Below are 22,600 nucleotides of genomic sequence, written 5' to 3'. Positions count from 1 at the left end.
GTCAATTAGAGTGGCCGATACAACAACGCGTTAAGCGAGAGATGGGAAGCTTGCCGGGACCAGGCAAGTTCCATGACCATGACTCACAGCGAACTGGGCAGGAGCCGTCTCACACTATGGACCACGGGATTTGTGTCCCTGGCCTGCGTGGCCATTCTGGTCCTGAGTGGCTGGCGCGCGTGGGAGTCGCGACGGGTAGAGTTCAAGAATGCCGAAATAGATGTCGCAAATCTGGCCCGGTCGCTGACGCAGCACTCCGATGGCGTCTTTGGGCTGGCGGATGTCATCCTTGCAGGAGTGGTCGATCGGCTGGAGACCTACGGAACAGATGCTGGCAGCCTTGCGAACCTCCAGGCCTTTCTTCAACAGCGCAAGTTCGACAAGGAAAGAATCCGCGCCATTTTTGTCTATGACGAGACCGGCCGCTGGCTGGCGACCAGCGAGCACATCAACTTCGCAGGGCTCAATAATGCTGATCGGGACTATTTCCAGCGCCATGCAACATCGCCCGATCGCGGCACGCTGATCGGACCGCCGATCAAGAGCCGTTCCGGCGGACAGTGGATCATCACCGCTTCGCGGCGATTTAATCATCCCGATGGCCGTTTCGCCGGTGTGGTGTTGACGACCATCGACGTATCGATGTTCGTGAAATTCTATGAGCAATTCGACATCGGAATGAACGGGGCAATCTCATTGCTCAGTACCGATGGAATATTGCTGGCGCGCAGCCGTGACGACGAGGGGGCATTCATCGGACGCGACATGTCCGGTGCGCCGCTAATGAGGGACCTGAACAGCAGGGCCGCCGCGAGCGTGTACTATTTCAAGTCGCCACTCGATGGTCTGCGGCGTGTGAGCTTCTACCAGCGCAGCAGTCGATACCCGATCATGGTATTGGCGACGAAGTCCATCGATGACGTGCTGGCGCCTTGGCGCGAAGACATGATCCAGCATCTGGCCGTCGTCCTGGGTCTGGCATTGCTGATCGCTGCGATCGGCTCCTATCTGGTGCGCGAGACATTGAATCGCCAACGAATGGCTGCGACGCTTGCCGCCACGGAAGCCGATTTTCGTCTCCTGGCCGAACAGTCGAGCGATATGGTGACCCGGATCGATCTGGACGGACAGATTCGCTACGTCTCGCCGTCGGCTGCCCGTGTCATCGGGTGGAGCGCAGCCAAATTGATCGGAACACCGGCCCTTGCCGGGGTCAATGCAGAAGATATGCCGCATGTTGCGCAGACCGTTGCGTCACTGAAGGACGGCAAAGCCGAGGAAGCCAGGATCATCTATCGCACCCGACACCGGGAAAGGGGGGAGGTCTGGCTCGAGAGCGCATTGCGAGTGACGCGAGCGACGGACACCGGCAAGATCGATGGTGTCGTCGCGATCTCGCGTGACGTGACTGAACAGAAAGATCTGGAAGAAAAACTCGCCGCACTCGCTACATCCGACGGACTGACCGGCATTGCCAACCGCAGGCTATTCGACGAGCGAATTGCAGTGGAATGGACGCGATCCAAACGCGAAGCTGCGCCGCTATCACTCCTGCTGATTGACGTCGATCACTTCAAGCGGTTCAATGATCATTACGGCCACCAGGCCGGCGATGCCTGCCTGCGCTCAATCGCGCAGCTTCTCGTCCTGCAGGCCCAGCGACCGGCCGACCTGGCGGCCCGATATGGCGGGGAGGAGTTTGCGCTCTTGCTGCCGAGTACGGACGCCGACGGTTGCGCTCAGGTTGCCGAAAGGTTGCGCGCGGCCATACGCGAGCTGGGCGTGCCTCACGCACAAAACTCGCCCTCCGGAGTCGTTACCGTGAGCATTGGCGGCGCCGCTTTGCTGCCAACCCAAGGCATGGCCGACCATGGCCTCTTGGTGGCAGCAGCCGACCGTGCCTTGTACGCGGCCAAGGATAATGGTCGCGACCAGGTGGTAATGTCGGGACAAGTGGTATCCTTGCCGGATGTGCGGAAGTCGCGGTCGCAATAGCATCGACGAACACGCTTCGCTTGGCGCGGCAGCAGCATCTGATCTCCCGCCGACGGGCCCAGCCAAAGCAGCAGGACACAGAGCCGAAAGCCATCAGCAGGCGCAATATGTCGTTTCGGATGCCAACAATTTGCCGAAAGCTGAAACTTGCAGGTTAGCAAAACGGAAACATAGCGGGTTTTTATCTTGTGCAACCCCAACCTCAGGATGTGCGCTTCATGCGTTAGCCCGTTCGTCAACCTGACTTGGTTCGGTGTCCCATGGACCCAGCGCGAAAATCCCCATTTTCTCAGCAACACGTTCCTGTATCACCAGAGGATCATGGAGGTGGAGCGTCAGATGCTGCCACTGGCGCGAAGGACCTCCAGCGCGATCTCGATGAGCGGCTAAAGCACAATTTTAGCGAGCCTCCGGGAGACGCAACGTCCGATCACCAGATTCCAGCCCGAGCGTTGCCAAATGTCCGACGGCTCCTGAAGATTGCGATCGGCCTGGTCATCGTCGCCGTGTTTGGCTGGCTTCCTCTTCGTGCCATGTGGCAAACATCCAGCGTGGAGGCCGTCGTAAATGCGAGGCTGGTGACGCTGAGATCTCCGATCGATGGCCAGGTGACGGCCAAGTCCGATCGTCCAACGCCCCGCAGTTCGATCGCCGAAGGCGACACCATCCTGCGCGTGGTCAATCCGCGCGGCGATAGAATCCGGCTCGATGACCTGCGTCGCCAGGTGTCGCGATTGGAAAACGAGCGGCCGAGTCTGGCGGCCAAGCTCGCCACGGCGCAGGCTGCGCAGCAGGATCTGGCGCGCCAGGCCGGGCAATTCAGGGAGGGGCGGATTCTTCAGCTAGAGGCGCGCATCGCGGAGATCCAATCGGCGATCGAAGCCGCCGGCGCGCGGCGGGAGGAGGCGGTTGCCGCCGTGGAGCGGGCCACATCGCTGGCCAGGACGGGAAACGTTTCCAGCGTCGAACTGAATCGCCTGACGCGCGAGCAGGCCATCGCACAACAGACCGAGACTGGCGCGCGCCGCCGGCTTGATGCTGCGAAGGTCGAGCTCACCGCGGCGCGGCAAGGCACCTATCTCGGAGACAGCTACAACGATCGGCCGAGCTCGGTTCAGCGCGAAGAGGAGATGCGGCAACGCGCAGAGGATCTGAAGGCGGATATTTCGCATGCCGACGCCGAGACCAACTGGCTCAATGGCGAGATCGCATCCGAGCAAGTGCACTATATCAGCCGGTCAGAGGCCGACATCAAGGCTCCTGTTTCCGGACGGATCTGGGAGATGATGACCTCGCCAGGCGAAGATGTGCGCGCTGGCCAGCCGCTGTTGAAGCTGCTCGACTGCAGTGGTGCGGTCGTCACCGCCAATGTCACCGAAAGCGTCTACAACCTGCTGCAGCTTGGCGAGCAGGCGACCTTTGAACCTAACGATGGCGGACCGTCCGTCGACGGTACTGTGGTGAATCTCACCGGCGCCTCCGGCGCGCCCGCAAACCTCGCCATCAATCCGGATGCTCTCAGCAAGGAGCCATATCGCGTGACGGTCTCGCTGCCGAGCGCCGACAGCGTGGTCAAGGATTGCAACGTGGGGCGCACGGGCCGCGTCGTGTTCCGACACGACGCACCCAAATCATGATCTCGGCGCTCGCGCCAGGCCTGGTCGCGTTCGGCGCGTGCCTCGCGATCCTGCCGCTGCTGAAACGCGAGAACACGCTGGCGCGATCGCTGATGGCGGGAATTTCCTTCATCCTGCTGTGCCAATATTGCGTCTGGCGCGTGACCCGAACGCTGCCGCCGGCGGGCTGGAACGCGGATTTCCTGGTGGGTTATCCGTTCATGCTCGCGGAAGCAGCTTCGATGCTATCTGTCACTCTTTCGCTATTGTTTCTCAGCCGAACCATCGACCGCACCGCCGACGTGCAGGCGATCTTGAGAGGCTCCCCTGCGACTTCGCCGGTACCGCTCGTCGACGTCTTCATCTGCACCTACAATGAGGAAAAGGCGATTCTGGAGCGCACCATCATCGGGGCTACCGGGCTCAACTACGGCAACTATCGCGTCTGGGTGCTGGATGATGGAAGGCGGCCCTGGCTCAGGCACCTGGCGGACGAACTCGGCTGTCGCTATCTGACCCGTCCTGACAATCGGCACGCCAAGGCCGGCAACATCAATCACGCGCTCCGGCACGTCGCCTCCTTGCGGGAGAGGCCTGAGTTCATCTCCATCCTGGATGCCGACTTCGTGCCGATGCCGGACTTCCTGGTGCGAGCGACCAGTCTGATGAAGGACAAGAGCGTCGGTGTGGTGCAGACCCCGCAACATTTCATCAATCCGGACCCGATTCAGTCCAACCTTACCGCTACCGAGGTGTGGCCCGACGAGCAGCGCTTCTTCTTCGACATCCTGATGCCCGCAAAGGATGCCTGGGGCGTCGCCTTCTGCTGCGGAACGTCGTCGGTGATCCGCTTTTCAAGCCTGATGCGGATCGGTGGCTTCCCGACCGATTCCGTTACAGAGGATTATCTCGTCACATTGCGCCTGAAGGAACTCTGCTATCGGACCATCTACCTGAACGAACGGCTCACGATCGGTTTGGCGCCTGAAGGAATCAAGGAATACATCACGCAGCGCGGTCGGTGGTGCCTTGGTTTCATGCAGATCATGCGGGGGCGGAGCGGACCATTCTCGCTGCGCTCGAAGCTCACCTTCATCGACCGGATTTCGCTGGTGGATGCCTTCATGAGCTGGGCCGCCGTCTATGGCACGAAGATGCTCGCTCTCGTGGTGCCCTGGCTGTATCTGTTGTTCGGGATCAAGGCGGTCCATGCCGACCTGTTCGAGCTGTTGAAATATTTTCTGCCGTTCTACGTCTGGCATGCGTTCACGATGGCCTGGCTTTCCCGCGGCCGTTCGCTGGCGATCATGACCGACGTGTCGCAGTACATCGCAGCGCCCGCCGTGCTCCAGGCGGTCGTCACAGGGCTTCTGAGGCCACAAGGTCACAAGTTCAAGGTAACGGCGAAAGGCGGCGATCGCGGTCAACGTTTCGTCGAGTGGCCGCTTGTGCGTGTCTATGGGACGATGCTCGCGATAACTCTGCTGGCGATTGCCTATGCCTTCATTATCCGTCTTCGGGGCGACAGCATCGCCTATGGCGGGCTGGCGTTGGCCTGGAGCTTGTACAACTGCATCGTCCTCACGATCGTTTGCTTCATCTGCATCGAGCAGCCGCGACGCCGCAAGGCCGAGCGGTTCGCGCGCGATGAGCCGGTTCTTGTCCATCACGGGAGTGGCGCCCGACTGGTGCGGATGGCCGATATCTCCATAACCGGCGCCCGCTTTGTCGATCCGGAGCCGCCGCCAGTCGGAACGATGCTCCGCTGCAATGTGTATGGACAGGAGGTGTCCGCTCTTGTGGTTCGGCGAACCAGGGACGGTTTCGGCGTTCGATTTGAGGAGGGGGTTGCCACGCGCGCAGGTCTCGTGCGCGCCTTTTACGCCGGTGAATATGTTCGTGCGTTCCGCAGTGTTCGGGCTGTCCCGGTGGGTAAAGCGATCCTGGCCCGCTTGTTCAAATAGCCGATTGAATGCTTTTTGGCCTCGCGCCCCGTCGTCATTCAGCATGAAACGCGCCCGTGCCGAGCTGTGAGTGTCGCAAATCTGCGACAGGTCGGCGCCGTGTTCGGATGTCACCCCGCTGACATCCTTGCTTCCGCCCGACATGTTTTTCGCGCCGTCGCGCGGAACGAGCCGGCGATGGTCAGCAATCAAACAACAGCGGGAGTGAAGCAATGAACAAGCCTGAATTCCTCACGACATCGACGAACCCCTTTGCCGAGCGCTACGACAATTTCATCGGCGGCAAATGGGTCGCGCCGCGCTCGGGCAAATATTTCGACAACGCCTCGCCGGTCACCGGCAAGGTGGTCTGCAAGATCGCGCGCTCGGATGCGCAGGACATCGAGCTCGCGCTGGATGCGGCACATGCGGCCAAGGACGCATGGGGGCGCGCCAGCGTCGTGGAGCGGGCCAACATCCTCAACCGGATCGCCGACCGCATGGAAGAAAATCTCGAGCGGCTCGCGATCGCCGAGACCTGGGACAACGGCAAGCCGATCCGCGAGACCCGGGCCGCCGACGTGCCGCTCGCGATCGATCATTTCCGCTATTTCGCCGGCGTCGTCCGCGCGCAGGAGGGGAGCCTGGCCGAGATCGACCACGACACGGTAGCCTATCACTTCCACGAGCCGCTCGGCGTCGTCGGCCAGATCATCCCGTGGAATTTCCCGCTTCTGATGGCGTGCTGGAAGCTGGCGCCCGCGCTGGCCGCCGGCAATTGCGTGGTGCTGAAGCCGGCCGAGCAGACCCCGGCCTCGATCATGGTGTGGATCGAGCTCGTGGCCGACCTTCTGCCGCCTGGCGTCCTCAACATCGTCAACGGCTTCGGGCTCGAGGCCGGCAAGCCGCTGGCGTCGAGCCCGCGGATCGCGAAGATCGCCTTCACGGGCGAGACCACGACAGGCCGGCTGATCATGCAATACGCCAGCCAGAACCTGATCCCGGTCACACTGGAACTCGGCGGCAAGTCGCCGAACATCTTCTTCAAGGACGTGGCGGCGGAAGACGACGATTTCCTCGACAAGGCGATCGAGGGCTTTGTGATGTTCGCGCTGAACCAGGGCGAGGTCTGCACCTGTCCGAGCCGGGCTTTGGTGCAGGAGTCGATCTATGAGCGCTTTATGGAGAAGGCGCTGGCGCGCGTCTCTGCGATCCAGCAGGGCGACCCGCGCAATCCCGCGACCATGATCGGTGCCCAGGCCTCGAACGAGCAATTGGAGAAAATTCTTTCCTATATCGACATCGGCCAGAAGGAGGGCGCCAGGCTCCTGACCGGCGGTGCCCGCGCCATGCTGCCCGGCGATCTCGAGGGCGGCTTCTACGTCCAGCCCACCGTGTTCGAGGGCAACAACCGGATGCGGATCTTCCAGGAGGAGATTTTTGGCCCGGTGGTGTCCGTGACCACGTTCAAGACCGACGAGGAGGCGCTCGCCATCGCCAACGACACGCTCTACGGCCTTGGCGCCGGTGTCTGGAGCCGCGATGCGAACCGCTGCTATAGGTTTGGGCGGGCGATCCAGGCCGGACGCGTCTGGACCAACTGCTACCACGCCTATCCGGCGCATGCGGCGTTCGGCGGCTACAAGCAATCGGGCATCGGCCGCGAGACCCACAAGATGATGCTCGACCACTATCAGCAGACCAAGAATCTCCTGGTCAGCTACAGCCCCAAGAAGCTCGGCTTCTTCTGATCCGGGATCGTGACGACGGCGCGACGTCTGTCCGCGCCGTTGTCACGCAATGAAATTCCGAACAACTGCATCAATCGATAGCAATATTTTGATCTGCGCTGCACTGCGGCATAGCAATATTCCATCTAGCGCACGCAATCCTTCCACGGCCGTTTGAGTTGGGATAGAGAGGGCCAAATCATCCCTCTCATCCGGAAATCCCATGGCCGCACCCAAGAAAAGCGTCACAAAGGAAGCAGGGCAGGAGAAAGGGGGACGGCTCCCCGCCGGAATTCACCAAGCAGCAGGAACTCAAGGCACTGCGCGACATGCTCCTGATTCGGCGCTTCGAGGAGAAGGCCGGCCAGCTCTACGGCATGGGCGCCATCGGCGGCTTCTGCCATCTCTATATCGGCCAGGAGGCCGTCGTCGTCGGCATGCAGATGACCCTGAAGAAGGGTGACCAGGTCATAACAGGCTACCGGGACCATGGGCACATGCTCGCCTGCGGCATGGATCCCAAGGGCGTGATGGCCGAACTGACCGGACGCCGCGGCGGCTATTCCAAGGGCAAGGGCGGCTCCATGCACATGTTCAGCGTGGCCGAGCATTTCTACGGCGGCCACGGCATCGTCGGCGCCCAGGTCTCGCTCGGCACCGGGCTCGCCTTCGCCAACCGCTACCGGGAAAACGATTTCGTGAGCCTGGCCTATTTCGGCGACGGCGCCGCCAACCAGGGCCAGGTCTATGAAAGCTTCAACATGGCCGAGCTGTGGAAGCTGCCGGTGGTCTACATCATCGAGAACAATCGCTACGCCATGGGCACCTCGGTGGCGCGCTCCTCGGCGCAGACCGATTTCTCCAAGCGCGGCGCCTCCTTCAACATCCCGGGCCGGCAGGTCGATGGCATGGACGTGCGTGCGGTGAAGGCCGCCGGCGACGAGGCGGTCGCCTGGTGCCGCGCCGGCAAGGGCCCCTATATCCTGGAAATGCAGACCTACCGCTATCGCGGCCACTCGATGTCCGATCCGGCCAAGTACCGGACCCGCGAGGAGGTGGAAAAGGTCCGCCATGACCATGACCCGATCGAGCAGGTCCGCAACCGCCTGCTCGCCGCCGATGTCAGCGAGCAGGACTTGAAGTCGATCGACGCCGAGGTGCGCGACATCGTCAATGCCGCCGCCGACTTCGCCCAGCACGATCCCGAGCCCGATCCGTCCGAGCTCTACACCGACGTCTACCGCTAAGCGCAGACTGAAAACGAAAGAGTGATCCGGGAGCCGATATGCCCATTCAAGTTCTCATGCCTGCGCTGTCGCCCACGATGGAGAAGGGCAACCTCGCCAAATGGCTGAAAAAGGAAGGCGAGCCGATCAAGTCGGGTGACGTCATCGCCGAGATCGAGACCGACAAGGCCACGATGGAGGTCGAGGCCACCGATGAGGGCACGCTCGGCCAGATCCTGATCCCGGAAGGCACCGCCGACGTCGCCGTCAACACGCCGATCGCAACCATCCTGGCCGACGGCGAAAGCGCTGCCGATCTCGCCAGGGCGGCAGGCCCGGCAAAGCAGCAGAAGGCCGCCGAGTCCGCACCACCGGCGCAGGCCAAGACCGAGGCGCCCGCGCCCAAGGCGGAAGAGAAAGTGCCGGCCGCGCCGAAGGCGGTCAGCGAGCCTGAGCCGGAGGTGCCCGCCGGCACCGAGATGATCACGCAGACCATCCGTGAAGCCCTGCGCGACGCCATGGCGGAGGAGATGCGGCGCGATCCGGATGTCTTCCTGATGGGCGAAGAGGTCGCCGAATATCAGGGGGCCTACAAGGTGAGCCAGGGGCTGCTGCAGGAATTCGGCGCGAGGCGCGTGATCGACACGCCGATCACCGAGCATGGCTTTGCCGGCATCGGCATCGGCGCGGCGATGGCGGGCCTGAAGCCGATCGTCGAGTTCATGACCTTCAACTTCGCCATGCAGGCGATGGACCAGCTCATCAACTCCGCCGCCAAGACGCTCTATATGTCGGGCGGCCAGATGGGCTGCTCGATCGTGTTCCGCGGGCCGAACGGCGCCGCCGCCCGTGTCGCCGCCCAGCACAGCCAGGACTATTCGTCCTGGTATTCGCACATTCCGGGCCTCAAGGTGGTCGCGCCGTTCTCGGCCGCGGACTACAAGGGCCTGCTGAAATCAGCGATCCGCGATCCCAACCCGGTGATCTTCCTCGAGAACGAGGTGCTGTACGGCCATTCCGGCGAAGTGCCGAAGCTCGACGATTACATCGTGCCGATCGGCAAGGCGCGTGTGGCGCGCAAGGGCCAGCACGTCACGATCATCTCCTGGTCCAATGGTATGACCTATTCGCTGAAGGCGGCCGACGAACTCGCCAAGGAAGGCATCGAGGCGGAGGTCGTCGACCTGCGCACGCTGCGCCCGATGGACACCGAGACCATCGTCGCTTCGATCCAGAAGACCGGCCGTGCGGTGACGGTCGAGGAGGGCTGGCAGCAGAGCGGCGTCGGCGCTGAGGTCGCCACCCGCATCATGGAGCACGCCTTCGACTATCTGGATGCGCCGGTCGCGCGCGTATCCGGCAAGGACGTGCCGATGCCCTACGCGGCCAATCTCGAGAAGATGGCCTTGCCTTCGGTCGCCGAGGTGGTGGAAGCCGCCAAGGCCGTTTGTTACCGGTGACGCATGGCGGGGCCGCAGGAACAGCCGTTACCGCCTGATGTGATGGATCGCGACGACGCGATCGAGGTGCTGCGCGCCTTTGTCGTCGACGGCGGACTTTCCATCGCCTTCCAGCGCGCCTTCGAGGAGCCGGACATGTGGGGCCTGATGCTGGTCGACATCGCCCGCCATGCCGCACGCGCCTATGCGCGCGAGAGTGAATACACGGAAGAAGAGGCGCTGGCTCGCATCATCGACATGTTCGAAGCTGAGGTCGCGCGGCCGACCGATCCGGGCAGCACCACGCCGCGATCGAAACAGGGGCATTGATCGTGACTGTCGAGCAATACCACTACGACTTCATGGCGGAAGCGATCCGCGAGGCGGAGATCGGCATCTCCGAGGGCGGATTGCCGATCGGCGCGGTGCTGACGCGCGACAACAAGATCATCGCGCGCGGCCATAACCGGCGGATGCAGGAGAAGAACGTCATCCTGCACGGCGAGATGTCGTGCCTGCGTGACGCCGGCCTGATCTCGTTCCATGATACGGTGATGTACACGACGCTGTCGCCGTGCTCGATGTGCGCCGGCGCGATCGGATTGTTCAAGCTGAAGCTGCTCGTCATCGGGGAGTCCGTGACGTTTCCGGGCAGCAAGGACATCCTGACGCAGTTCGGCATTCCCTTCATCGATCTCGCCGACATCAGGTCGATCGACATGATGAAGAACTGGCGCTCGGATCCCGCCAACGAGCGCACCTGGCAGGGCGATATCGGCAATTGAGGCGTCCTGCGCCCGTGCCGATCCGCCCAGACGATTCCGGCTGGCTTCCTCAACGCGACGGAAGCCGCCATGCAAGAGCTAGCTTTGTGAGGTCACCATGCCCATCAACATCCTGATGCCCGCGCTGTCGCCTACCATGGAGAAGGGCAATCTGGCCAAGTGGCTCAAGAAGGAGGGCGACAAGGTCAAGTCCGGCGACGTGATCGCGGAGATCGAGACCGACAAGGCAACGATGGAAGTCGAGGCGGTGGACGAGGGCACGATCGCCAAGATCCTGGTGCCTGAGGGTACGCAGGACGTTCCGGTCAACGACGTGATCGCGGTGCTGGCCGGCGACGGCGAGGACGTGAAGGCGGCCGCGAGCGGCGCAGGAGCTGCGCCCCCGAAAGCCGCTGAGGCGCCTGCCGCAAAGCCTGCTGCACCGCCGCCTGCGCCGGCTCCCGCCCAACCCGCGCCGGCGCCGAAGGCTGCGGCACCTGCTGAAGCCCTGTCACCCGCGCGGCAAGCCGCTGCACCGGCAGCGCAGGTCAACGGCCATGGCCGCATCTTCTCGTCGCCGTTGGCGCGCCGTCTCGCCAAGGAAGCCGGCATCGAGCTCGGGCGCATCAACGGCACCGGCCCGCACGGCCGCGTCATCGCGCGCGACGTCGAGGAGGCGAAGTCCGGCAAGGGCCTGAAGGCGCCGCCGGCCGCGCCTGCCACGACGCCGTCGATCGCACCCTCGATGTCGGACCAGCAGATCCTCGCGCTGTTCGAGCCGGGTTCGTATGACATCGTGCCGCATGACGGCATGCGCCGCACCATCGCGCAGCGCCTCACCGCGTCGATCCAGCAGATCCCGCATTTCTATCTGACGATCGACTGCGACATCGGAAAGCTGCTTGCCGCGCGCGAGGAGATCAACGCCGCCGCGCCGAAGGATGCCGACAAGAAGCCGCTCTACAAGCTGTCGGTCAACGACTTCGTCATCAAGGCGATGGCGATCGCGCTGCAGAAGATCCCGAACTGCAATGTGAGCTGGACCGAAGGCGGCATGGTCAAGCACAAGCATTCCGACGTCGGCGTTGCAGTGGCGATGCCGGGCGGACTGATCACGCCGATCATCCGGAAAGCGGAGACCAAGACGCTGTCGGTCATCTCCGGCGAGATGAAGGACTTCGCCGCCCGCGCCCGCGCGCGCAAGCTGAAGCCGGAAGAGTATCAGGGCGGCACCACCGCCGTGTCCAACCTCGGCATGTACGGCATCAACCACTTCACCGCCGTGATCAACCCGCCGCATGCGACGATCCTCGCGGTCGGCACCAGCGAGGAGCGGCCGGTGGTGCGGGGCGGCAAGATCGAGATCGCCAGCATCATGAGCGTGACGCTCTCCTGCGACCATCGCGCCATCGACGGCGCGCTCGGCGCCGAGCTGATCGGCGCCTTCAAGCAGCTCATCGAAAACCCCGTCATGATGATGGTGTGATGCGTGACGTCCGACGCATTGCTCTATGGTCCCTATGTTCTTGCAATAGCGCTGGCGATTGCCGCGCTGATCGTCCGCGCCCGTGACCTGGCATCGACGACCCAGTTCCGGATCATGCTGGGCGGCGCCGGGCTGCTTGCGCTTGGTTGGACCGGATTTCTGGTTGCTCTCGCTAGATCGGATTTGTGATGGCTGACACCTCCTTCGACGTTATCATCATCGGCGCCGGCCCCGGCGGCTACGTCACCGCGATCCGCGCGGCGCAGCTCGGCTTCAAGACCGCGGTGGTGGAAAAGGCCTATCTCGGCGGCATCTGCAACAATTGGGGCTGCATCCCGACCAAGGCGCTGCTGCGCTCGGCGGAAGTCTATCACCTGATGCAGCACGCCAAGGATTACGGCCTCTCGGCGGAGAACATCGCCTTCGATCCGAAGGCGGTGGTGCAGCGCTCGCGCAACGTGGTGAAGCGGCTCAATGACGGCGTCGGCTTCCTGTTTCGCAAGAACAAGATTACGACGATCTGGGGCGAGGCGACGATCGATGCGCCTGGCAGGCTGACGGTCAAGAAGTCCTCCGTGGAAGCACCGAAGGGCGCGCTCGGCGAGGGCACCTATCAGGCCAAGCACATCATCATCGCGACCGGCGCGCGGCCGCGCGTGCTGCCGGGGCTCGAGCCGGACAAGAAACTGGTCTGGACCTATTTCGAGGCGATGGTGCCGGACAAGATGCCGAAATCGCTGCTGGTGATCGGCTCCGGCGCGATCGGCATCGAGTTTGCCTCGTTCTACCGCACGCTTGGTGCGGAGGTGACGGTCGTCGAGGTGCTGCCGCAGATCCTCCCGGTCGAGGACGTCGAGATCGCGAAATTCGCGCACAAGGCGTTCGAGAAGCAGGGCATCAAGATCTTGGCCAATACCAAGGTGACAAAGCTCGACAAGAAGAGCGACAGCGTGGTCGCGACCATCGACGACGGCAAGGGCAAGCCGCAGACCATCGAGTTCGACCGGGTGATCTCGGCCGTCGGCGTGGTCGGCAATGTCGAGGGCATCGGGCTCGAGAAGCTCGGCGTGAAGGCCGAACGCGGCATCATCGCGATCGATGGTTATTGCCGGACCAACGTCCCCGGCATCTACGCGATCGGCGACGTCGCCGGTCCCCCGATGCTCGCGCACAAGGCCGAGCATGAGGGCATCGTCTGCGTCGAGGCGATCAAGGGCTTGCATCCGCATCCCATGGACAAGAATATGATCCCGGGCTGCACCTATTGCTATCCGCAGGTCGCGTCCGTCGGCATGACCGAGGCCAAGGCCAAGGAAGCCGGCCGCGACATCCGTGTCGGCCGCTTCCCCTTCGTCGGCAACGGCAAGGCGATCGCGCTCGGCGAAGACCAGGGCATGGTCAAGGTGATCTTCGACAAGAACACCGGCCAGCTCCTCGGCGCGCACATGGTCGGCGCAGAGGTCACCGAGCTGATCCAGGGCTATGTGATCGCGATGAACCTGGAGACGACAGAGGAAGAATTGATGCACACGATCTTCCCGCATCCGACGCTGTCGGAGATGATGAAAGAAGCGGTGCTGGACGCCTATGGCCGCGTCCTCAACATGTAACGAGAGGGACGGCGAACCGTGAAAGACAACGACAACCTCACCATCGAACGCCCGAGCTTCGTCACGCATCTCGAATGCGCGATGGAGGGCGACCACTATCCCGCCGACCAAGTGCACAACCTCTCCAAGGCCGGCAAGCCGTTGCTCGTGCGCTACGACCTTGCGGGCGTGAAGAGGGCGCTGAGCAAGGACGCGCTCAAGGAGCGTCCGGCCGACATGTGGCGCTATCGCGAGCTGTTGCCGGTGCGCCAGTGCAAGGACATCGTCAGCCTCGGCGAGGTGACGACGCCGCTGATCCGGTTGCCGAAACTCGGCGCCAGGCTCGGCGGCGGCGAGATCATCGTGAAGGATGAGGGCCGGCTGCCGACCGGCTCATTCAAGGCGCGCGGCCTGGTCATGGCGGTGTCGATGGGCAAGGCGCTCGGCATCAAGCACATGGCAATGCCGACCAACGGCAATGCCGGTGCGGCGCTCGCCGCCTACGCCACCGCCTGCGGCATCAAGACCACGATCTTCTGCCCGGCCGACACGCCGGAAGTGAATGTCAGCGAGATCGAGCTGCAGGGCGCGACCGTCTACCGCGTCAACGGCCTGATCGACGATTGCGGCAAGATCGTCGGCGAGGGCAAGGCCAAGGTCGGCTGGTTCGACACGTCGACGTTGAAGGAGCCGTACCGGATCGAAGGCAAGAAGACGATGGGGCTCGAACTTGCCGAGCAGCTCGGCTGGGACGTGCCCGACGTGATCTTCTATCCGACCGGCGGCGGCACCGGCCTGATCGGCATGTGGAAGGCCTTTGCCGAACTGGAGGCGATCGGCTTCATCGGCAAGAAGCGCCCGCGCATGGTGGCGGTGCAGGCCTCCGGCTGCGCCCCGATGGTGCGTGCTTTTGAAGCGGGCACCGAGCATGCGGCGCGTTGGGAAGACGCGCACACCATCGCTTCGGGCATCCGCGTGCCGCAGGCGATCGGAGATTTTCTGATCCTGCGCGCGGTCCGCGAGAGCAAAGGTTTTGCCATTGCGGTCGACGACGCGAAGATTTCTGCTGCGCTGAGCGAGGTCGCGCGCGAGGAGGGGCTGCTGTTGTGCCCCGAGGGCGCGGCCACTTACGCCGCCTACAAGCAAAGTCTTGCCGACGGGCGCGTCACGAAAAACGATCGCGTGATGCTGTTCAATTGCGCCACAGGTCTTAAATATCCGCTGCCGCCGGTCACGCGGACGCTCGATCGTTTCAAGCCGATCGACTTCGCGCAGTTCTAGGGAATTGGAGAAGGCGGGTACCGTTCTGTCGAGTTGACCATGTCCAAATAAGAACAAGCCGAGCACGGCTTCACAGGGGAGGGAGCGATGCGAAGAACAGTTCTGGCGATGCTGGCAGTCCTCTTGTTCGGCAGCGTCGCTGTCGCGGAGAATTTTCCCTCGCGTCCGATCACGATCATCGTGCCGTTCTCGGCCGGCGGGCCGTCGGATGCGATGGCGCGTATCCTCGCCGAGCGGATGAAGGCTTCGCTTGGCGAGACGCTCCTGATCGAGAACGTGACGGGCGCGGGCGGTTCGATCGGCGTCGGCCGCGCGGTGCGCTCGCCGGCGGACGGCTACACGATCTCTTTCGGCCATCTCGGCACGCATGTCGCCAATGGCGCCGTCTACAAGCTCGGCTATGACCTCGTCGCCGATCTCGATCCCGTGGTGCTGTTGCCGAGCAACCCGATGATCATCGTCAGCAAGATCGCTATTCCTGCGAAGTCGCTGAGCGAACTCCTGGCCTGGCTGAAGTCGCGCCCGTCGCCGCCGACCGCTGGCACCGCGGGCGCCGGCTCCGGCAGCCACATCGCCGGGCTCTATTTCGAGAACGTCTCGGGTATCAAGCTGCAATATGTGCCGTATCGCGGCACGGGGCCTGCGCTGAACGATCTCGTCGCGGGGCAGATCGACATCATGATCGATCAGACCTCCAACTCCATCAACCAGGTCCGCGCCAACAACATCCGTGCCTACGCCGTCACCGACGACAAGCGCGTTGCTTCCGCGCCTGCCGTTCCGACCACCGACGAAGCCGGCCTGCCGGGCTTCCACATGACGCTGTGGTCCGGCCTCTGGGTGCCCAAGGGCACGCCGAAGGAGATCACAGCCAAGCTGAACGCCGCGGCCATCGAGGCGCTGAACGATCCCGCGGTCATAAAACAGCTCGAAAATCTCGGCCTGCGCATGCCGCCGAAGGATCAGCTCACGCCCGAAGCCCTCGGCAACTGGCAGAAGGCCGAGATCGCAAAATGGTGGCCGATGATCAAAGCCGCCGACGTGAAGGTGGATTGAGGTTTCCCGGCTCAATTCAGGGTGCTGCCACGCGTGATGTCCTCATCCTGAGGAGCGCGCATCGCGCGCGTCTCGAAGGATGGGCCGCGGGCGAGAGCGGGGCCTCATGGTTCGCCCGGCGATGCGATAGCATCGTCCGGAGACACGCTGCGCGCTCCTCACCATGAGGGTCTGGCAGGACGCGAGCCGCAAGGGAAATCACTGCGCCGCAGATGCGGCCGAAGCCGGCGCGGCCGCGTTGACCTCCTGCGTGACCACGCGCTGATCCGCCTTCGTCGCCACCGCCGTGCCGCTCTCAAAGCGCGCGCGGTAGACCAGCAAATTTTCCATCACGCGCTGCACATAGTTGCGCGTCTCGGAGATCGGAATGCGCTCGACCCAATCGACCGGATCCACGTTCGGATCGCGCGGGTCGCCATAGGCCTTCACCCAGTCGCGGACCCGGCCGCGGCCGGCGTTGTAGCCGGCGAAGGTCATGATGTGACAGCCCTTGTAATCTGCGAGCAGCGCGCTGAGCTCGGCGGCGCCCATCTGGGTGTTGTAGACGGGATCGGAAACCATCCGGTCCCAGTCATAGGTCACGCCGAAGCGCTTGGCGGTGTCGCGGCCGGCTTCCGGCGTCACCTGCATCAGGCCGACCGCATTGGCCGGCGACTTGTCGCGCTGGTCGAACGCGCTCTCGGTCCGCGCCACCGAATAGATCATGCTGCGCTCGATCTCGGGCGCAACCTGGGTATGTTTGGGGATCCCGATGGTGGGGAAGGCGTAGTAGTCAAGCGCAAGGCCGCGCCCGAGCGCCAGCTTGCCGAGCTGCATCATGGCCGCCGCATCGTTGCGGCGGGCGGTGAGTTCGCCGAGCGCGTTAAGCATGGGGACATCCGTGCTCTGCTCGCCGAGGTCGGCGGCGAAGTACAGCACCACGTCGCGTTCACCGATCTGGTAGAGCATATCGGCGGCGCGCACGCGCTCGTCGGCAGCCGCCGTGCCGTCGGCGGCGGCAACAGGCGAGGGTGCCCGCAGCTCGATCGCGTCAAGGCCCAGCCTGGCGCGCGCAAGCTGTCCGTAATAGGCGGTCGGATAGCGCGCGGCGGCTTCGTAACTGGCGCGCATCGCGTCCTTTTCTCCGAGCGCCTCGGCGGCGCGGCCGCGCCAGTAGTTCGCGCGCGCCAGCACGATCGGATTGGCCGCGCCTTCGTCGATGCGCGCGAAATGCGTCGCCGCCGTCACGGGATCATCGAGATAGCGCAAGGCGATCCAGCCGCACATGGAGTGGAAATCGGCGCGGTAATATTCGTTGGCCGGCAGCGCGGCGGCGGCAATCACGTCGTATGCGGTCTGGAACTTGCCCTGATCGAGCAGCTTGCGGGCCAGCGGGCGCCGCTCGCGCCACCATTGATCGGTGTCCTGCAGCGCCATGGTCTCGGGCGCCGCTGATATCACCAGGCTGGCCGCATCGTCGATCTGGTTCTGGCCGAGCAGCCACTGCAGGCGGCAAAGCGTGTAGCCGAGATCCTTACGGGCGTCAGTTGCGACATCGTTGAGCTGGTCGAGCGCCTTGCTCGATTTCGCTGCCACCGCACTGCACGCCTTCACAATGGCAAGCTCGTCGCTGCCAAGCCGTTGCGCCGCGCGCCTGGCGTCGGCGAGATCCTTGGCGCCGATGCGCTTGTCCATGCGCGCGCGATGATCCTCGCGGGTCAGAAGATCGCCGAACAGCTCGTAGGCGTCGCTTTCCAGCCGTTCCGACAATTCATCCGAGCGCCAGGCGTCGCGCACCAGGCGCTCTGCACCATCGCGGTCGCCTTCGGTCAGGAGCACACGCGCCAGCGCGAACTTGCCCTTGGCGCTGGTGGGCCGATCGCGGGTGAAGCGATGAACCGTGACCGCATCGGTGCGCTGCTCCCACAGCCGTCCCTCGGCCTTGCGCCGCAGCAACGCCATGCTCGGCCAATCCGGATTGGCGGCAATGAACGCGTCGTAGCGCTTGAAATTCGCCGTCGTCTCCGAGTGGCGCAGGATGTACCATTCGACGAGCTTCTGGCCCGCCGGATCGGTGATCCTGTCTCTGGTGGCGGTCGCCTCTTCCGTCTTCGCCTTGCGCGCCAGATCGATCGCGTCTTTCACCAGCGCGAGATCGCCAGACAGTGCCGGGGTCGGCGCAGAATCTTCCTTCTGTGCTGAAGCATCCTTCGATTGCTTCGACTTGCGGCGCGCATCGGCTTGCTTGGCGCGTCCGCGTTTTCCGACGGAGGCGTCGCGCTGGCTGCGCGCCTTCGCGTCGTTCGTCTTCTTGATGTGTGCTTGCTTGTGGCTTGATCGTGCCGACGCGTCCGTCGAGAACAGCGCGAGCACCGCCACCGTGAGGAGACAAGACAGCGAACGTAAGCACTGGTTCATTCCATGGTCCCCCTGCGAACCATCAGACACAAACCAAGTCGCAAACCGTGCGGCTTGAATGACCTAAGGTTAGCACAGCATCGATTCGCAACTGTCGCGCTCAGGCCACAGCGCGCAAAAAACGCTGAAGTGACCGGAACCTTCACGTGGTGAAATTGCGGATTGGTCGAGATGGAACTTCGCCTCTGTCGATGAACAGTGCTCTCTTGCGTGGCTTCTCACGAGCACGCGCAAGTGACGCGATCATGGTCCTTGCATGGCTGCGCGATGGCAATGCGCCAAGCGGCGGCCGCTTGCCCGTGCCTGGCAACCTCCGGTGGTTATAGGTCGCTGCTTCGCATGCTTTCCCAGGGAGCGACGGAGGGAGAATCGCGGGGTGCGTGTGGCGAAGCCCAACCTGCCGTTTCGCCAGAATGGTTCCCTGCCATGCTGGCTTTTGCGCCCGAAAAATGCCCGCTGGATGCCTGGAACCGGTCCAAATGGTTGCTGCCGGGCAACGATCGTTGCTATGAAGCAACAGTTCTCTAAGATTTAACCGTTTAATCAGCCGGGTCTTGCACGCGCCGCTTTTTAGCCACACCCCTGCATGAAATCATGTTCGTAAGGCTAAAGCCACGGCACTCGCGAAGCGAAGGGAAGATCACCATTTCCCGGGTCAAGACAGAGATGGCTGGGGAAACAGGGTTCGCGATGGACGCCAAGACCAATATCAAGAAGAGACTGCCAAGCCGCCACGTGACTGAGGGCCCCGAGCGCGCTCCGCACCGCTCGTACCTCTATGCCATGGGGCTCACCACCGAGCAGATCCACCAGCCGTTCGTCGGCGTGGCCTCCTGCTGGAACGAAGCCGCTCCCTGCAATATTTCGCTGATGCGCCAGGCCCAGGCGGCGAAGAAGGGCGTGGCCTCCGCCGGCGGCACGCCGCGCGAGTTCTGCACCATCACCGTGACCGACGGCATCGCGATGGGCCATGACGGCATGCGCTCCTCGCTGCCGTCGCGGGAATGCATCGCCGATTCGGTCGAGCTGACCGTGCGGGGCCACGCCTATGACGCGCTGATTGGCCTTGCTGGCTGCGACAAGTCGCTGCCGGGCATGATGATGGCGATGGTCCGCCTCAACGTGCCCTCGATCTTCATCTATGGCGGCTCGATCCTGCCCGGCAATTTCCGCGGCCAGCAAGTCACCGTCCAGGACATGTTCGAAGCCGTCGGCAAGCACTCGGTCGGCGCCATGTCGGATGCCGATCTCGACGAGATCGAGCGTGTGGCCTGTCCCTCGGCCGGCGCCTGCGGCGCTCAGTTCACCGCCAACACCATGGCGACCGTGTCGGAGGCGATCGGGCTCGCACTCCCGTATTCTGCCGGGGCTCCGGCGCCTTACGAGATCCGTGACGCCTTCTGCGCCGCCGCAGGCGAGAAGATCATGGAGCTGATCGCCAAGAACATCCGGCCGCGCGACATCATCACCCGTAAATCCCTGGAGAACGCTGCGGCCGTGGTCGCGGCCTCCGGCGGCTCGACCAATGCCGGCCTGCATCTGCCGGCGATCGCTCATGAATGCGGCATCAAGTTCGATCTGTTCGACGTTGCGGAAATCTTCAAAAAGACTCCGTATGTCGCGGATTTGAAGCCGGGCGGCCGTTATGTTGCCAAAGACATGTTTGAAGCTGGCGGCATTCCGCTGCTGATGAAGACGCTGCTCGATAACGGCTACCTCCACGGCGATTGCCTGACCGTGACGGGCCGAACGATCGCCGAAAACCTCAAAAGCGTGAAATGGAATCCGCACCAGGACGTGGTCCGTCCTGCGGACAAGCCGATCACCGTCACCGGCGGTGTCGTCGGCTTGAAGGGTAATCTTGCGCCGGAAGGAGCGATCGTGAAGGTCGCGGGCATGTCGAACTTGAAGTTTACGGGTCCTGCCCGCTGCTTCGACCGAGAGGAGGACGCCTTCGAGGCGGTCCAGAAGCGCACCTACAAGGAAGGCGAGGTCATCGTCATCCGCTATGAGGGGCCGAAGGGCGGTCCGGGCATGCGGGAAATGCTGGCAACGACTGCGGCGCTGACCGGGCAGGGCATGGGCGGCAAGATCGCGCTGATCACCGACGGCCGGTTCTCGGGCGCCACCAGAGGCTTCTGCATCGGCCATGTCGGACCGGAAGCCGCCATCGGCGGGCCGATCGCGCTGCTGCAGGACGGCGACATCATCGAGATCGACGCCGTCGCCGGGACTCTTAACGTAAAATTGAGCGACGCCGAGCTCGCCGAACGCAAGACCAAATGGGCCCCTCGCGCGACTAACCACACATCTGGTGCGCTGTGGAAGTATGCCCAGCAGGTCGGGCCTGCGGTGGATGGCGCCGTCACCCATCCAGGTGGCGCGCACGAGAAACAGTGTTATGCGGACATTTGAGCGTACGATTATTGCGTTGATTTTAGGGGCCATTCCGGTAGCGGGCCCCGGATTCGCGTTCGACGGCGCCCCGGTCAATCCGCAGGACGCCACGATCCCGATGGTTTCCCCGCAGCCCAGCGCTGGGGGTGGCTTGAAGCGGGTGGCGGTTCCGGCGCCCGCGGCGAATGCCGCCAACTCCACGAGCTCGTTCTCGTCGCTGCAATTTGCCGCAGAGGGCGGCCATCCCGTCGCCCAGTGGAAGCTCGGGCGCATGTATGCCGAGGGCGACGGTGTCGCCCAGGACGACCTGCGCGCCTTCGAATATTTCAGCCGCATCGCCAATGCGCACGCCGAAGATAGCCCCTCGGCGCCGCAGGCGACGATCGTAGCCCAGGCCTTCGTGGCGCTGGGACGATACTACCTCAACGGTATCCCGAACTCGAAGATCAAGCCGGACACCGACCGGGCGCGGGAGATGTTCTCCTATGCCGCGTCCTATTTCGGCAATGCCGACGCCCAGTATGACCTCGCCCGGCTCTACCTGAAGACGCCCGACGCCTCGCGGGAAGATTTCCGCTATGGCGCGCGCTGGCTTGGGCTGGCGGCCCAGAAGGGTCAGCACCAGGCTCAGGCGCTGCTCGGCCAGATGCTGTTCAACGGCGACCGGCTGCCGCCGCAGCGGGCGCGTGGCCTGATGTGGCTGACGCTGGCGCGCGATAGCGCCGCTCCCGACGAGATGTGGATCAAAGAAAGCTACAACCGCGCGTTCGCCAAAGCCTCCGACGACGACCGCGCGATGGCGCTGCAGATGCTCGAGCACTGGGTGCAGGGCCGCCGCGACTGATCTCAAGCTTCTAGAGCGTTACGCGGCCTCGAAATCGAGATCGGCCCAAACCGGCACGTGGTCCGACGGTTTTTCCCAAGCACGGACGTAGCTGTCGACCCCGACATGGGTCAGCCGGTCGCTGGCCTGGGGCGACATCAGCAGATGGTCGATCCGCAAGCCCCAATTCTTCTGCCACGCCCCGGCCTGGTAGTCCCAGAACGTGTACTGGCCGGGCGCGTCGGTGACGGCGCGCAGCGCGTCCGTGAGGCCGAGACCAAGCAGGGACTGGAATGCTTCGCGGGTGGTGGGGCGGAACAACGCGTCTTCCACCCAGGCCGGCGGGTTGTAAACGTCCAGCGCCGCCGGGATCACGTTGAAGTCGCCGGCGAGGATCAGCGGCTCTTCCGCTTTAAGCCGCTCCCTCGAATACTCAAGAAGCCGCGACATCCATTTGAGTTTGTAGGGATATTTGTCGCTGTTCGCCGGATTGCCGTTGGGCAGATAAAGGCAAGCGACCCTGAGCACTCCGTGCTTGTGGGTGACGACGCCTTCGAGGAAGCGGGCGTGCGCATCCTCGTCATCACCGGCCAGGCCCGACTTGGTCTCATCGAACGGCAGCTTGGAAAGCAAAGCGACGCCGTTGAAGGTCTTCTGGCCGTGGGTCACGACATTGTAGCCGAGCGATTCAATCTCCAGGCGCGGAAAGGCCTCGTCGGTGCATTTGATTTCCTGCAGGCAGACGATGTCGGGCGAGCATTCCTTGAGCCAGGTCAGGAGAATCTCGAGCCGCTGCCGGATCGAATTGACGTTCCACGTCGCGATGCGCATGAGGGGGACCTATAGTCGCAATTTCCG

The 22,600-nt window shown here is 63.5% G+C and carries 16 protein-coding genes and 1 pseudogene; 15 read left to right on the top strand and 2 right to left on the bottom strand.

Features of this window, described 5'->3' with window-relative positions; genetic code table 11:
- Positions 1-72 precede the first annotated feature (72 nt).
- The 13 genes and pseudogenes from ACVJGD_RS07960 (at position 73) to ACVJGD_RS07900 (ending at position 16,125) form a co-directional block, all read left to right on the top strand.
- The gene (locus ACVJGD_RS07960) at positions 73-1,995 is read left to right on the top strand and encodes a sensor domain-containing diguanylate cyclase (protein WP_456633836.1); all 1,923 of its coding nucleotides are present in this window, start codon (positions 73-75) and stop codon (positions 1,993-1,995) included.
- A 578-nt stretch (positions 1,996-2,573) separates the two neighbouring features.
- Positions 2,574-3,632 carry an HlyD family efflux transporter periplasmic adaptor subunit gene (locus ACVJGD_RS07955; RefSeq protein WP_456633835.1) on the top strand — a complete coding sequence of 353 codons (1,059 nt, stop codon included), beginning with the start codon at positions 2,574-2,576 and terminating at the stop codon, positions 3,630-3,632.
- The gene (locus ACVJGD_RS07950) at positions 3,629-5,575 is read left to right on the top strand and encodes a glycosyltransferase (protein ID WP_456633834.1); all 1,947 of its coding nucleotides are present in this window, start codon (positions 3,629-3,631) and stop codon (positions 5,573-5,575) included. The genes ACVJGD_RS07955 and ACVJGD_RS07950 overlap by 4 nt, the downstream gene beginning before the upstream one ends.
- Positions 5,576-5,787: 212 nt before the next feature.
- On the top strand, positions 5,788-7,305 hold the full coding sequence (gene adh / locus ACVJGD_RS07945; protein WP_456633833.1) for an aldehyde dehydrogenase: 1,518 nt from the start codon (positions 5,788-5,790) through the stop codon (positions 7,303-7,305).
- Positions 7,306-7,507: 202 nt separating this feature from the next.
- A pseudogene (pdhA, locus tag ACVJGD_RS07940) lies at positions 7,508-8,531 on the top strand (pyruvate dehydrogenase (acetyl-transferring) E1 component subunit alpha).
- A 38-nt stretch (positions 8,532-8,569) separates the two neighbouring features.
- A complete protein-coding gene (locus tag ACVJGD_RS07935) occupies positions 8,570-9,970 on the top strand; it encodes a pyruvate dehydrogenase complex E1 component subunit beta (RefSeq protein ID WP_456633832.1) in 1,401 nt (466 codons plus the stop codon).
- 3 nt (positions 9,971-9,973) lie between these two features.
- Positions 9,974-10,279 carry a DUF5076 domain-containing protein gene (locus ACVJGD_RS07930; protein ID WP_456633831.1) on the top strand — a complete coding sequence of 102 codons (306 nt, stop codon included), beginning with the start codon at positions 9,974-9,976 and terminating at the stop codon, positions 10,277-10,279.
- A 2-nt stretch (positions 10,280-10,281) separates the two neighbouring features.
- Entirely contained in the window at positions 10,282-10,734 is a 453-nt protein-coding gene (locus ACVJGD_RS07925) for a nucleoside deaminase (RefSeq protein WP_456633830.1), read from the top strand.
- A gap of 97 nt (positions 10,735-10,831) precedes the next feature.
- Entirely contained in the window at positions 10,832-12,199 is a 1,368-nt protein-coding gene (locus ACVJGD_RS07920) for a pyruvate dehydrogenase complex dihydrolipoamide acetyltransferase (RefSeq protein ID WP_456633829.1), read from the top strand.
- Between the two features lie 3 nt (positions 12,200-12,202).
- The gene (locus ACVJGD_RS07915; protein ID WP_456633828.1) at positions 12,203-12,388 is read left to right on the top strand and encodes a hypothetical protein; all 186 of its coding nucleotides are present in this window, start codon (positions 12,203-12,205) and stop codon (positions 12,386-12,388) included.
- A complete protein-coding gene (gene lpdA / locus ACVJGD_RS07910) occupies positions 12,388-13,809 on the top strand; it encodes a dihydrolipoyl dehydrogenase (RefSeq protein WP_456633827.1) in 1,422 nt (473 codons plus the stop codon). The genes ACVJGD_RS07915 and lpdA overlap by 1 nt, the downstream gene beginning before the upstream one ends.
- An 18-nt stretch (positions 13,810-13,827) precedes the next feature.
- Positions 13,828-15,069, top strand: coding sequence for a threonine synthase (locus ACVJGD_RS07905; RefSeq protein ID WP_456633826.1), 1,242 nt, complete (start codon positions 13,828-13,830; stop codon positions 15,067-15,069).
- A gap of 87 nt (positions 15,070-15,156) precedes the next feature.
- Entirely contained in the window at positions 15,157-16,125 is a 969-nt protein-coding gene (locus ACVJGD_RS07900) for a tripartite tricarboxylate transporter substrate binding protein BugD (RefSeq protein ID WP_456633825.1), read from the top strand.
- A 198-nt stretch (positions 16,126-16,323) separates the two neighbouring features.
- On the opposite strand, the gene ACVJGD_RS07895 is transcribed toward ACVJGD_RS07900, so the two are convergent.
- Positions 16,324-18,522, bottom strand: coding sequence for a lytic transglycosylase domain-containing protein (locus ACVJGD_RS07895; RefSeq protein WP_456633824.1), 2,199 nt, complete (start codon positions 18,520-18,522; stop codon positions 16,324-16,326).
- Positions 18,523-19,212: 690 nt separating this feature from the next.
- Between ACVJGD_RS07895 and ilvD the strand changes: the two genes are divergently transcribed.
- On the top strand, positions 19,213-20,937 hold the full coding sequence (gene ilvD, locus ACVJGD_RS07890; RefSeq protein ID WP_456640205.1) for a dihydroxy-acid dehydratase: 1,725 nt from the start codon (positions 19,213-19,215) through the stop codon (positions 20,935-20,937).
- Positions 20,924-21,763: a tetratricopeptide repeat protein gene (locus ACVJGD_RS07885; RefSeq protein ID WP_456633823.1), complete on the top strand. Its 840-nt coding sequence runs from the start codon at positions 20,924-20,926 to the stop codon at positions 21,761-21,763. The genes ilvD and ACVJGD_RS07885 overlap by 14 nt, the downstream gene beginning before the upstream one ends.
- 18 nt (positions 21,764-21,781) lie before the next feature.
- Here the strand turns inward: ACVJGD_RS07885 and xth are convergent, their stop codons facing one another.
- Positions 21,782-22,573, bottom strand: coding sequence for an exodeoxyribonuclease III (xth, locus tag ACVJGD_RS07880; RefSeq protein WP_456633822.1), 792 nt, complete (start codon positions 22,571-22,573; stop codon positions 21,782-21,784).
- Between the last annotated feature and the right edge of the window lie 27 nt (positions 22,574-22,600).

This window comes from Bradyrhizobium sp. USDA 10063 (assembly GCF_054063735.1).
Note: the sequence above shows the minus strand (reverse complement) of the source record. Positions and strands in the feature narration are given on the sequence as shown.